Genomic DNA, 12,722 nt, shown 5'->3' with positions numbered 1-12,722 from the left:
CTTTGGCCCGCCGCGGCTCCTCATCCGCAGAAAACGTGACGACTCATCCGTGCCTGGTGTAATAAGGAACATTTCATGAACAATTCCCGCCCGCTGAATGCAGTGTCAGCGTCGGATGATCCGCAATCTATCATGTCTGCCGAGGGTCTGGTCGCCGGATCGACAGTGATCTGCTTTTCACATCTGCGCTGGGATTTCGTGCTTCAGCGACCTCAACATCTGATGGGCCGTTTCGCGAAAGAGACCCGCGTGCTGTTCTGGGAAGAGGCGATTCCGACCGACCACCATCTGCCCTACCTCGAGTTTCATGCGTTCGATGGCACGTCGGTGCAAGCCGTGCGGCCCCGGGTTCCCGCGCGATGGTCGTCCGCAGAACAGGACCGTGCGCTTTCGGGCCTGCTGGACCAGATGCTGACGCTGACCGGAATTCGGCGCCCGGTTCTGTGGTTCTACACGCCGATGATGTGGCCGGTTGCATCCCATGTCGAAGCCGCGGCCGTCGTTTACGACTGCATGGACGAGCTGTCGGCGTTCCGATTCGCACCGTCTGAATTGCTTGAACGCGAAAGCATGCTTCTTGCTGCCGCCGACGTTGTCTTCACGGGCGGCTGGTCGATCTGGGAAGCCAAGCGGCTGCGCCATGACAATATCCACGCCTTCCCGTCTTCGGTGGACGTCGCGCATTTTGCCGCGGCCAGGCAGGCTGACACCGTTCAACCGACTGAACAGACCGCGATCGCTGGCCCTCGGCTTGGGTATTACGGTGTGATCGACGAACGCCTCGACCTCGACCTTGTCCGCGATCTCGCCGCCGCAAGGCCGGACTGGCAGATCGTAATGGTTGGTCCGGTTGTGAAGATTGCACCGGACGACCTTCCGAAGGCCAGTAACATTCGCTGGGTGGGACAGCGGGACTATGCTGATCTGCCGGCGTGGCTGTCGGGTTGGGACGTGGCGCTGATGCCCTTCGCGATCAATGAGGCTACACGCTTCATCAGCCCGACGAAGACGCCCGAATATCTGGCAGCCGGCAAGCCGGTCGTGTCCGCACCTATCCGCGACGTGGTTCGTCATTATGGCGAGCTCGATGGTGTCCACATCGCCCAAGGGCCTGCCGCCTTCATTCGCGCCTGTGAAGCGGCCTTGGACCAGTCCAGAAATCCCGAAAGCTGGCGGCCACAGGCGGATGCCGCACTCGCCTCGCTCAGCTGGGACACCACGTTTGCGAGGATGCGCGGTCACGTCGCAGAGGCGATAGCACGGCGTAAAACGATCAGACCATCCCCGCCCCGGCTTGGCGCGCCTGGAATCCGACGCGGTGCGCGTCAATACGATGTGACGATCTGCGGTGCAGGATTTGCCGGTGCCGTGCTTGCCGAGCGTCTGGCGCAGTCATCCGGTCGTCGTGTCCTGGTGGTTGATCGCCGCGACCATATCGGCGGGAATGCGTACGATTGTCGCGACGCGGCGGGAATTCTGATCCACCGCTATGGCCCGCACATCTTCCACACCAACAGCGACGAGGTGGTGGCCTATCTGTCGCGCTTCACGACCTGGCGTCCCTATGAACACCGGGTCTTGGCGCAGGTGGGTGAACAGCGTCTTCCGATGCCCATCAACCGCACGACCCTGAACGCGCTCTATGGACGATCGATGGCAAGCGATGACGAAGTCAGCGCATTTCTTGCTGCTCAGGCAGAGCCGGTTGCCGAGGTGCGAACCGCCCGTGACGTGGTGGTGAACGCGGTGGGGCGCACGCTCTACGAAACCTTTTTCGAAGGTTACACCCGCAAGCAATGGGGGCTTGATCCCAGCCAGCTTGACAAGACCGTCACCGCCCGCGTTCCCACCCGCACGAATGACGACGATCGCTATTTCACGGACAGCTTCCAGGCCATGCCGACCGAGGGTTACACGCGCATGTTCGAAAACATGCTGGACCATCCGCGGATCGATCTGGCGCTCGGCGTCGATTTCCACAGCCTGCCGGTGCAGGATCGCGCCCCGCTGACGATCTATACCGGTCCGATCGACACCTATTTCGGCCATCGCTTCGGGCCGCTGCCCTATCGCAGTTTGGAATTCCGGCACGAAACCCTGAACCAGCGCCGTTTCCAGGAGGTCGGCGTCGTCAACTATCCGGCGCCGGATGTTCCGTGGACGCGGGTCACCGAATACAAGCATCTGACGGGCCAGGTCCATCCGCAGACCTCGATCAGCTACGAGATACCGTCTGATACGGGTGATCCCTACTACCCGATCCCGCGGCCTGAAAATCAGGCGCTTTTCAAGCGTTACCAGGCATTGGCTGATGCTGAGCCCGGGGTCATCTTCGCCGGTCGTCTCGGCAGCTACCGTTACTACAATATGGATCAGGTTGTCGGTCAGGCGCTTGCCATCCATCGGCGCATGGTCGCGCAGTTGCCGGCGGCCGAGGTTCTGGCTGGCGCGAAATGACGACGCCTTTGCCGCCAGTGCTACTGGTGACGGACAGCCCCGACCCGTCCGGTGTCGGCCGGCACATGCTCAGCCTAGGGGCATCGGCTGCCGCGCAAGGGGTCGATGTGCGGCTGGCCTTTCCGGATCATCCGGCCGGAATCCGGCTGACGACCGAGGCAACGGCGATGGGCCTTCCGGCGCAAGCGGTCCGGTCCGATAGCTGGGACAATGCGCTTGCCGGGGCGAAGATCGTGCACGTCCATGCTGGCATCGGGTGGGAGGGTCATGGCCTGACCCGCGCCGCTGCGCGCCAGGGTGCCAAGGTCATCCGCACCGAGCATCTGCCGTGGCTGCTGACCGATCCCGCTCAGATCGCCCAATATGCTGATGCGGGGGAGGACGTGGATGCCGTGATCGCCGTGTCACGGGACGCGGCTGCGGGCTGGCGGCGTGCATTGTCCGGCATGAACGGTCCGCGCCTTCCGGTCGCGGCCGTCCCGAACGGCATCGCGCATCACCCGATCGACAGGCGAGATCACGTCGGCGCGACCATCCTTTGCGTCGGTCGCTTCACGACGCAGAAGCGCCACGCGACGCTGCTGACGGCCTTCGCGCGACTGCGTCGGGTCCATCCTGAAGCGATGCTTGAGCTTGCTGGAACAGGCCCGTTGGAGCCCTCGCTTCGGCGACTCGCTCGCAGGCTCGGTGTCAGCGATGCGGTTCGCTTCCTCGGTCCGCGCAGTGACGTGCCTACGCTGATGGCAAACGCGACATTGCTGGTCCTCGCCTCGGACTTCGAAGGTCTGCCGCTCGTCGTGCTGGAAGCGATGGCCGCCGGCCTTCCTGTCGTCGCGACCCGTATTGGCGGCACGACCGAGGCTCTTGGACCCGAGCATCCTTGGCTTGTGCCGCCAAGGAACAGCCGGGCGCTGGCGTCTGCGCTGTCTGACGCCCTGCAAGACCCAGAGCATCGTCGCCGGGTGGCGGCGAGGCAGCAGGAACGACTGGGTCGATATTTTACTGCGGACCGGATGGCCGCGGACACCATCCAAATCTGGCGCGCCGCCTGGCAGCGTCGCAACAACGAGGGACATATGGATCGGGTCAGACTTGGCTTCATCGGCGCGGGCGGCATCGCACAACGCCATTTCGGGGTTCTCGAAACCATGACTGACGTTCGCGTAGTGGCCGTCGCCGATCCTGATCGACGACGGGCGGAAGACGCCGCGCAACGGATGGGTGCGACCGCCTTCGATGACCATGAAACCATGCTGGCCGAGGCCGAGATCGATGCGGTCTACATCTGCGTGCCGCCCTTCGCCCATGGCGCCGCCGAAAGGGCGTGCATCGCGAGGGGCTTGCCGTTCTTCGTCGAAAAGCCGTTGTCGCTGGATCTGCAACTGGCCGAGGAGATCGCGGCCGAAGTCGAAACCGCCGGTCTGATCACGGCAGTCGGCTATCACTGGCGCTATCTGGACACGATGGACGAGGCGCGTCGCCACCTTGAGAACAACCCGGCCCATCTGATCCAGGGCTTCTGGATCGACCAGACGCCACCACCCGAATGGTGGTGGCGCGAAGATCGGTCGGGCGGGCAGATCGTTGAACAGGCGACCCACATCATCGATTCCGCGCGATTTCTCGCCGGCGATGTCATTGAAGCATTCGGGATGGACAGCCGCCGAGATCGTGCGGACTTTCCGGGCCTGGATGTTCCCACTGCAACCGCGGCGACCTTGCGCTTTGCAAGCGGGGCAATCGCCAATCTCGGGGCCACGAGCCTGCTGCGCTGGAACCACCGCATCGGGCTGCATGTCTTCTGCGACGCACTGGCGCTGGAAATCACCGACCATGATCTGATGGTCGATATTGGGCAGGGACGGCCGGTTCAGCATGCGTCGGGCGACCCTGTCTGGCGCGAGGATCGGGATTTCATCGAAGCCGTGATGGGTCGCGAAAATCGCATACGCTGTCCCTATGCCGAGGCGCTGGAAACGCACCGCGTGGCGCTGGCGGTGACGCGTTCGGCCCAGACTGGAAACCTTGTGAAGATGGAGGGGCTGCGGGCTGACCCGCAGCCGATCTTTCGTCAAGCCTCTGCGTAAAGCCCCGATCTTGCCAGACCAGCATCGCACCATCCGTTCGATCGGCTTCAGAGAACCGCTCGAACCCTATTTCTTCAACTACGACGAAGGCCCTGCCGGGGACGATCAGGTGCGCCTGGACCTGCTTTACACCGGGCTGTCGGCGGGGACCGAGCTGACATTCATGAAGGGCACGAACCCCTATCTTCACAGTCGCTGGGACGATGCACGGGGATTGTTCGTTCCGGGTGAAGCGTCGGCGCACTATCCCGTCAATTTCATGGGCTACATGGAGGCCGCGCGGGTCATCGACACGCGCTCGGCAGGGTTCGACACGGGCGACGTGGTCGCCGCGTCGTTCGGTCACAAGACGGGCCACATGGCCGATCCGTCCCACGACCTTCTGCTCAAGTTGCCCGAAGGGATCGACCCAATTCTGGGCATCTTCGTGGCTCAGATGGGTCCGATTGCCGCCAACGGTCTTCTTCATGCCGATGCCGAGGAGTTCGGCGCGGCTGTGCCCTTCCTCGGTGCCGGGGTGGAGGGGCGACCGGTGATCGTCTGGGGTGGCGGCACGGTCGGCCTGTTCTGCGCGCTGTTCGCGCGGATGGGTGGCGCCAGCGATATCATCGTCGTCGATCCGGCACCCTTCCGCCAGCAGATCGCACGCGCCATGGGCTTTCAGGCGATGGGCGAGGAGGATGCGATCGGCCATGCCAAGTCCTGGTCCCACAAGATCGGCGGACGTGGGGCGGAATACGTCTTCCAGACCCGTGCGCGCGCCGACAGCCTTCACCGGTGCCTACAGGCCCTGCGGCCGCAAGGGACGGTAATCGACCTCTCCTTCTATCAACGCGGCATGGACGGGCTGAGGTTGGGGGAGGAATTCCACCACAACGGGCTTTCGATCCGGTGCGCGCAGATCAACCGGATGCCGCGCGTCGTCGCCCACGCCTGGGATCAGCGCCGGCTGGCGCGGGAAACCATCCGCCTTTTGAAGGCCGAAGGCGACCTGATCCGACAGCACATGATCACCCATGTCGTTCCTTTCGACGACGCGCCAGGCTTCCTTCGCCGGCTGGTCGCCGAGCGCCCCGATTTCATGCAGGTGGTCTTCGCCCATGAATGACACGGCAAGCGCACGCGAACGCGAGGAGGCGCGGGCGATCGAGACGCTCGCATCCGGTCACATTCCCGAGCCTCATCCGGACGCGGGCAAGATCCGCATCCTGTGGGTCTTTGCCTGGCTCGTCGTCGGCGGTGAGGAAACCGAAGTCCGTCTGCTCGCACGGACGCTAGACCGCAGCCGCTACCGGATCGAGGTGTTGCCCTGTTTCCGCAAGGAATGGATGCCCGACCAGAGCCATCGTCAACTGCGCGACCTCGGCGTCCATGTCGACACCACCGCCTACACGCTTAGCTTCGAGGACACGGTGGACTATGTTCGCCGCAAATTGTGCAGTGCGGATATCGTGATTTCTTCTCAGAACGTCGCCGACATCTATCCTGCACTGAACGGGATGGCGGTCCGTCCACCACTCATCGAACATGGCGGTCTGGTCAGCGAAGCGGTTGCCGGACCGAAACACCACACCACACGCTATGTTGGCGTCTGCGAGTCGATCCGCGCTGCAGCGGCCGCCCGGATGCCCGGCCGACCGCATCATGCGCTGGAAATCCCGTCGATGGTCGATCTGGATGAGTTCGATCCATCCCGCCGTCGTGCGACGCGTGCCTCGCTCGGCGTGAATGAGGACCAGGTACTGATTGGCTGGGTCGGTCGCCTGGATCGCAAGAAGCGGGTCGAGGTTTTCATCACTGCAGCCCTGATGGTCAGTGCCGACTTCCCACAGGCGCGGTTCATCGTCGTTGGTGGGCCGGATGCGTTCATGCCCGATTACGCGCACGATCTGCGCCGGATGGCCGAACCGTTGGCAGGTTGCATCACTTTTACGGGCGATCGTGCCGATGTCCCCGATTTGTTGATGGCGATGGACGCGATGTGCTGGCTGTCGCGCGGCGAGGGCATGCCCCATGTCATCGCCGAAGCGGGCGCCGCGGGTCTGCCGGTCATCGCGACGCCTGACAACGGCGCGCTGCAGCAGATCCGCGATGAGGAGACGGGTCTTTTCGTTCCGCACGAGGATGCGCCAGCCGTGGCTGCCGCGATGCGGCGTCTCATCGTGGACGCTGCCCTTCGCGCCCGGCTGGGAAATGGCCTCCGAGCCCACGTCGAGCAGACCTATTCCGCCGCAATCGTTGTGCCGCAATGGAAAACCCTGATCTCGGAAGTCTTGGCCGAGCGACAGGCCGCCCCGGCGCCATCGACCTTTGACAGCGTCATCCTGGCAGGCTGGGAAAGTTCGACCCATCGACGGCGCGACGGCCGGCGGCTGGATCTTCTGCAGGCGACGGAACATGACGTCCACGCCGCGCAGGATTATCGCCAACTGGGATCGCTTGACATCCGCGCCTGCCGTGACGGCGTGCGCTGGCATCTGGTCGAGCCGTCCGCTGGCCGCTACGATTTTTCCAGCCTGACACCGATGGTCAAAGCGGCGCGGGACACCGGCGCGCAGATCATCTGGGACCTGCTGCATTATGGTTGGCCCGACGATCTCGACATCTGGTCTTCCGCTTTCGTAACGCGTTTCGCAGCCTTTGCACGTGCGGTCGGTCTTCACGTTCGCGATCTGAGCGATGCGGTCCCGATGTGGTGTCCGGTGAATGAGATCAGCTTCTTTAGCTGGGCCGGCGGCGATGCACGCTATCTGAACCCGTTCGCCAGTGGGCGTGGATTCGAGTTGAAGGTACAGCTTGCCCGCGCCTGGCTTGCCGCCGCCGCGGAACTGCGCGCCATCGATCCGCGCGCGCGGTTTCTGATGGCAGAGCCCCTCATCGCCGTTCACCATTCCGATCGCACCGGCCGCCCTCTCTGGGAGGCTCAGGGCCATCATGATGCGCAGTTTCAGGCCTTCGATCTCGTCGCGGGCAGGATCTGGCCGCAGATTGGCGGTGCCGAGGAATGGCTCGATCTTGTCGGGCTGAACTACTACTTCAACAACCAGTGGATTCACGCCGGCACACCGATCGACGTGGATCACCCGCAATACAGTCCGCTCTCTGACCTGCTTGTACAGGTCGGCGCGCGATACGACCGCCCGTTGTTGCTCGCCGAGACAGGGACCGAGGGCGCTCGGCGTGGTCCGTGGTTCGACTACGTGATGGCCGAAACCAGGCGAGCCAGAGCGCGGGGTGTGCCGGTAGAGGGTGTCTGTCTTTATCCCATCGCCAACCATCCCGGCTGGGACGATGACAGGCTGTGCCCGAACGGTTTGCTCGACGCTACGTCTGTAGCGGGGCGCCGCAAGGTCGATCCCGGACTGGCAGACGCGGTCCGCCGGGGTCTCGCCACGGGCGTCTTTTGAGCGCTTCTGGCGCCGATTACGGAACAGAGACGCCCGACAAGTCAGCAGCAGGCGCCGCGACGAGGATCGGGCGATCCTTTCGGGTCGTCAGTGCACGGTCGATTGTCAGCCAGAACCATCAGCGACGCCGCACTGCCATTCTGGTTCGGCGCCCGACAAAAGACAGGAACATTCTGCCCAAACCCTTGTTCAAGGACCCTCACGCCGGGGCCAGATCCGCGCCGGCGGGGACCAGCATGACCATGAAAGGGCAGGAACCATGTTCTATACGGATTACAAGCTTCAGTTCCCGGTGCGCGTCGAGACACCGGATCCGACCTTCGCCAGGGCGCTTCAGCAGGCGATCGGCGGCATCGAGGGCGAGATCCGCGTTGCGATGCAATACATGTTCCAGGCCTGGGGCATGCGCGGTCCCAGCAAATACCGGGATCTTCTGCTGAACACCGCCGCCGAGGAGCTTGGGCATATCGAGATGCTTGCCACGGCGGTCGCGCTGAATCTCGAAGGCGCGCCGCTTAAACTTCAGGAGGAAGGTGCGCAGGACGCGGCTGTCGGGTCGGTGATGGGCGGGCGCAATTTCCGTCAGTTCCTGTCGGCGGGACTTTCGGCGCTGCCGGTCGATGCCGATGGGGTACCCTTCGACATGAGCCATATCTACGCTTCGGGCAACATCGCCGGCGACATGTACGCCAACATCACCGCCGAGGGCACGGGTCGCACGCTGGCCACGCGGCTGTATCACATGACCGGCGATTCCGGGATGCGCGAGATGCTGGCCTATCTGATCGCACGCGACACGATGCACCAGAACCAGTGGCTCGCCGTGATCGAGGAATTGGAGGCTGAAAGGCCTCAGGCGCCGGTGCCGAACTCGTTCCCGCAGGAAGAGGAAAATCAGGACTTCAGCTACGCCTTCCTCGGTTTCGCCGCTGATGGCGCAGAGCCACCCCGGGGCCGGTGGAGCGATGGCGCCTCGATCGACGGTCGCGGTACGTTCAGCATCCGCCCGATGGAGCCCATGGGTGAAGTGCCCGACCTGGGGCCTGGAAGCCCTGCGACCTTTCCCCAGACCTCGCAGTTGCCTGAAGAGGATCAGAACAAATGATCGCGACACGCAGATCGATGTTGGCTTGGGCCGGCGGCGCTGGCGCCGCCGGTCTGGCCGGGCTTCCAACCGGATCGGCAGCCTCAGGCCTTGGCACCGCGATACCGCTGATGACGACGTATCTTGTGGGGGCGGAACGTTATGCCGCCGCAGGCACCTTGAGCCAGATCGCGGTTGGTCAGTCTCTGCACCTGAGACGTGAGGCGGACAATGACTATGATCCAAGGGCAGTCTCGGTCTGGACGCTTGACGAGCGAAAGCTCGGCTACGTGCCGCGGGCGGACAACAAGTCGCTGGCCAACCTGCTCGATGCTGGCGTGCCACTTGCGGCTGGCGTTGCGGAGGTTCGGCACAGCCTTCGCCCGCATGTCGGTCTGACGATTCAGGTTGCGGTCTGAGTGCACAAGGCTGCCGCGTCTCGACAGCTCAGTTAAGTTTGAAAGGAGCCATCCGATGGCTAAGATTTCCGTTCGCGCACACAGCGTGATCGACTATGTGGTGGGCGTGCTTCTGATCCTCGCCCCGTTTCTGCTTGGGTTTGCAACCGGCGGGGCAGCGCAATGGGTTCCGATGCTGCTCGGCATCTCGATCATCGTCTACAGCCTGCTGACCAGCTATGATTTGTCGGTGGCGAAGGTGATACCGTTCAATCTTCACCTTGCGCTGGATCTGGTGGGCGGGCTTTTCCTGCTGCTCTCACCTTGGCTTTTCGGCTTCGCCGAACTGATCTGGTGGCCGCATGTCATCGTCGGCCTTGCTGAGATCGGTGTGGTTTTCATGACCGATCGTCGAGGCGCCGTCCCTGTCCATGTTCGGTCCTGACAACGAGAGCCTTCGTCAGGAGGCTGCCCGGGCCGAATTCCCTTCTGCCGCAGGGGTCTTCTTCGGTCTGGGACTTGGTGGCTTTTTCGATGGCATCGTCCTGCACCAAATCCTGCAATGGCATCACATGGCGTCGAGCGCTGGCTTCGACGTCAGCACCATAGAAGGGCTGCGGTGGAACACGCTCTTCGACGGCCTGTTTCATGCGACGACCTACGTCTTTGTCATCGTCGGACTGGTGCTTCTCTGGCGTTCGGCCCGTCGGTCGCATCTTCGGTGGTCGAGCGGCCTTCTCGCAGGGATGCTGTCGTTCGGTTTCGGTCTTTTCAATCTCGTCGAAGGGATCGTGAACCATCAGATCCTGGGTCTGCACCACGTGAACGAGACCGTACCAGAGCCTCAGTGGATCTACTGGGATATCGGCTTTCTGCTGCTGGGCGCCGCGCTGTTGGGCGTGGGGTTGTTGCTTTGGCGTCGCAATGGCCAGTGAGGTCGTTGAATGGGCGCCGCTGAGATCAAAGGTTCGATATCCGCTGCGGCGGCGCACCCCGAGTAGCCATGGCCAGAAAGGTGTGGAGACGTCGAACGGCCGCGGTGCTTCGCACGCCGCGGCCGCATGAACTTTAAACTTTCCTTTCACCGAGTGTGCGGACCTCAGTTTTCAAGGAAGCGGCGGGCCGAGGGCAGGTTCTTCATCAGCAGGTAATAGCTGACGCCCGCTGGAAGCAGGCTCGCATACCACGAGATGCCCGAGAAGATCAGGGCGAAGACGATGCCCACCAGCATCGCAATGATCGCCGCCATGTTGACGCCGCGATAGGGTCCCTCGGGATCGTAAAGCATCTCCAGGTTCAGCTCGCGCTTGCGCAGGATGAAGTAGTCGACGACCAGGATCGCGAAGATCGGGCCAAGGAATGCCGAATAGGTTCGGATGAACAGGTTCAGCCCGTCCGCCGATTCATCCTTGACCAGTTCCCACGGAAAGGTCGCGAACGCCAGCAGACCCACGACCACGGCCGAAGTCTTGAAGTTCAGCTTGAAGACATCCATCAGCGCGTAGGCTGGCGGCACAACGTTGTTGAGAATGTTCGTCGTGACCTGCGCGAAAGCGATGAACAGCAGCGTCACGACCAGCAGCAGCTTGTTGTCCACGGCGCTGGAGAAGACCTTGATCGGATCGACCTCGCCCGTCGCGCCTGACACCATCAGTCCGATCAAACCCATGAACAGCGTCGCCGGCAGGATCGAGTTTGCATAGATGACGACCTGCCGGACCGGTCCAACGCTGTGGCGCAGTTCTCGCGAATAGTCGGACACGTTGAGCATCATGGTCGAGTAGATGCCCAGAAACAGCATTGTCGCACCCCAGAAGGGCGCACCCCAGGTGCCTTCCACGTTGACCAGGTTCTCGCTGATCTCGGCACCGTACTTGTTGATGACGCTGAAGAACATGTAGACCAGCGCCCCGATGATGAAGACAGAGCCGATGTTTTCCAGCCACTTGATACCGTGGAAACCCAGCACCGAAAGGCCGATCTGAAGCGCCTGGAAACCGATGAAGAAAACCCAGATGTTGGAATAGCCGAACATCGTTTCCGACACGAGGTTCAGTGCGCCTGCGCCGATCCAGCTTTGAAAGCCGAACCAGACGATGGCCGGAACGGACCGGACCAGTGCCGGAATGCGCGTCCCGGTGAACCCGAAGGCGGACCGCGCCTGAACCATGAACGGAATGCCATATTTGTGGCCAGCCTGACCGTTGATCATCAGCGCAAGACCGATGACCGTGCATCCGATGGCGATGGCCACAAAGGTCTGCAGCAGGTTCAGCGTGCCGACCAGACCCGAGCCGATGGTGAATGTCCCGATCGACACGCAACCGCCGAGCCATGCGAACAGGTAGGACCACGGGTCCATGATCCGGGTCTGCTGGGGCGCCAAGCTTTCTTCGCCCATCGCCTTGTGATCGATCGCGGTGCCCTCCTGCACCGTATCAAGCGTCGTCATCGTCCTCTCCTCCCTGAACGTGCTACTTTGTGTTGGGGAATGAATATCCGTTGATCTTGCTGGTCTTCAGTCCGGCGCCGACAAGCGCCTCGATCATTCGCGTGGCCACGCTGACCCCGTCGATCACCGGGATGCCGGTTTCTTCGCTGAGCCACGCGGTCAGATCGGCCATGCCGGCGCATCCCAGCACGACCGCCTCGCAGTGATCTTCTGCAATCGCGCGACGGATTTCGTCGCGGACCTTGTCACGCGCTTCCGATCCCGGCTCTTCCAGCGCCAGAACCGGGATCGAGGCTGCACGGACGCGTCGACACTGATGCGACAGGCCATAGCCGTGGATCAGATGCTCGATCACCGGCACCGAGCGGGGCAGCGTCGTCACGACCGAGAACGACGTGGCGAGCATCGATGCCGCCTTGACCGCTGCTTCGCAGATGCCAAGCACCGGTCCGCTGGCCAGTTCCCGGCACGCGGCGATGCCGGGATCGTCGAAACAGGCAACCACGATCCCGTCGATGCCGCGTGCCTCCGCCTGACGCACCTCGGCGAGCAGACCGGGCAGGGACATCGCCTCGTCGTAATGTCCTTCGATGCTGGCTGGTGAACCGGCGCCGGTCGCACCGTGGATGTTGGTTCCTTTGCTCGCCACCTTGCGGGCGGCTTCGACGATCTTGTCCGTCATCGATATCGTCGAGTTCGGATTTACGACCAGTATTTCCATGATACCCCTCGATTCGTTGACATTGATTGTTAACAATATATGTTGACAAGTCAACGGTCCGTTGTGACGCTTGTTTGACTTCACGCCAAACCCTACGTTCGGCCCGTTGCAGAACC

General features: G+C 62.6%; 10 protein-coding genes. 8 read left to right on the top strand and 2 right to left on the bottom strand.

Features of this window, described 5'->3' with window-relative positions; translation table 11 throughout:
- The first annotated feature begins 75 nt into the window (after positions 1-75).
- The 8 genes from glf (at position 76) to MLD63_RS08445 (ending at position 10,368) form a co-directional block, all read left to right on the top strand.
- A complete protein-coding gene (gene glf / locus MLD63_RS08480) occupies positions 76-2,457 on the top strand; it encodes a UDP-galactopyranose mutase (RefSeq protein WP_255329422.1) in 2,382 nt (793 codons plus the stop codon).
- Positions 2,458-2,483: 26 nt separating this feature from the next.
- Positions 2,484-4,544, top strand: a complete 2,061-nt coding sequence (locus tag MLD63_RS08475) for a glycosyltransferase (protein ID WP_255329421.1) — start codon at positions 2,484-2,486, stop codon at positions 4,542-4,544.
- Between the two features lie 10 nt (positions 4,545-4,554).
- The gene (locus tag MLD63_RS08470) at positions 4,555-5,652 is read left to right on the top strand and encodes a zinc-dependent alcohol dehydrogenase (RefSeq protein WP_255329420.1); all 1,098 of its coding nucleotides are present in this window, start codon (positions 4,555-4,557) and stop codon (positions 5,650-5,652) included.
- Positions 5,645-7,951 carry a glycosyltransferase family 4 protein gene (locus MLD63_RS08465; RefSeq protein ID WP_255329419.1) on the top strand — a complete coding sequence of 769 codons (2,307 nt, stop codon included), beginning with the start codon at positions 5,645-5,647 and terminating at the stop codon, positions 7,949-7,951. The genes MLD63_RS08470 and MLD63_RS08465 overlap by 8 nt, the downstream gene beginning before the upstream one ends.
- 259 nt (positions 7,952-8,210) lie before the next feature.
- Positions 8,211-9,056 carry a manganese catalase family protein gene (locus MLD63_RS08460; protein ID WP_255329418.1) on the top strand — a complete coding sequence of 282 codons (846 nt, stop codon included), beginning with the start codon at positions 8,211-8,213 and terminating at the stop codon, positions 9,054-9,056.
- A 110-nt stretch (positions 9,057-9,166) separates the two neighbouring features.
- Positions 9,167-9,454: an HIRAN domain-containing protein gene (locus MLD63_RS08455; protein ID WP_255329417.1), complete on the top strand. Its 288-nt coding sequence runs from the start codon at positions 9,167-9,169 to the stop codon at positions 9,452-9,454.
- 55 nt (positions 9,455-9,509) lie between these two features.
- Entirely contained in the window at positions 9,510-9,878 is a 369-nt protein-coding gene (locus MLD63_RS08450; protein ID WP_255329416.1) for an SPW repeat domain-containing protein, read from the top strand.
- Positions 9,865-10,368, top strand: a complete 504-nt coding sequence (locus MLD63_RS08445; protein ID WP_255329415.1) for a DUF2243 domain-containing protein — start codon at positions 9,865-9,867, stop codon at positions 10,366-10,368. The genes MLD63_RS08450 and MLD63_RS08445 overlap by 14 nt, the downstream gene beginning before the upstream one ends.
- 164 nt (positions 10,369-10,532) lie before the next feature.
- Here MLD63_RS08445 and MLD63_RS08440 read toward each other — a convergent pair whose 3' ends face one another.
- Together MLD63_RS08440 and MLD63_RS08435 are read right to left on the bottom strand one after the other, a co-directional pair.
- Positions 10,533-11,885, bottom strand: coding sequence for an NCS1 family transporter (locus MLD63_RS08440; RefSeq protein ID WP_255329414.1), 1,353 nt, complete (start codon positions 11,883-11,885; stop codon positions 10,533-10,535).
- A 22-nt stretch (positions 11,886-11,907) separates the two neighbouring features.
- Complete coding sequence (locus MLD63_RS08435; RefSeq protein WP_255329413.1) at positions 11,908-12,606, bottom strand: aspartate/glutamate racemase family protein; 699 nt, start codon at positions 12,604-12,606, stop codon at positions 11,908-11,910.
- Positions 12,607-12,722: the final 116 nt, after the last annotated feature.

It is taken from the genome of Paracoccus albicereus (assembly GCF_024359525.1).
Taxonomy (GTDB): Bacteria; Pseudomonadota; Alphaproteobacteria; order Rhodobacterales; family Rhodobacteraceae; genus Paracoccus; species Paracoccus albicereus.
The sequence above is the reverse complement of the archived record's forward strand: the minus strand, read 5'-3'. Positions and strand labels throughout refer to the sequence as shown.

Coding starts and splice junctions, on each gene's coding strand:
- MLD63_RS08435 (WP_255329413.1), bottom strand. CDS start 12,606: ATGGAAATACTGGTCGTAAATCCGAACTCGACGATATCGATGACGGAC.
- MLD63_RS08450 (WP_255329416.1), top strand. CDS start 9,510: ATGGCTAAGATTTCCGTTCGCGCACACAGCGTGATCGACTATGTGGTG.
- MLD63_RS08455 (WP_255329417.1), top strand. CDS start 9,167: ATGACGACGTATCTTGTGGGGGCGGAACGTTATGCCGCCGCAGGCACC.
- MLD63_RS08440 (WP_255329414.1), bottom strand. CDS start 11,885: ATGACGACGCTTGATACGGTGCAGGAGGGCACCGCGATCGATCACAAG.
- MLD63_RS08445 (WP_255329415.1), top strand. CDS start 9,865: ATGTTCGGTCCTGACAACGAGAGCCTTCGTCAGGAGGCTGCCCGGGCC.
- glf (WP_255329422.1), top strand. CDS start 76: ATGAACAATTCCCGCCCGCTGAATGCAGTGTCAGCGTCGGATGATCCG.
- MLD63_RS08465 (WP_255329419.1), top strand. CDS start 5,645: ATGAATGACACGGCAAGCGCACGCGAACGCGAGGAGGCGCGGGCGATC.
- MLD63_RS08460 (WP_255329418.1), top strand. CDS start 8,211: ATGTTCTATACGGATTACAAGCTTCAGTTCCCGGTGCGCGTCGAGACA.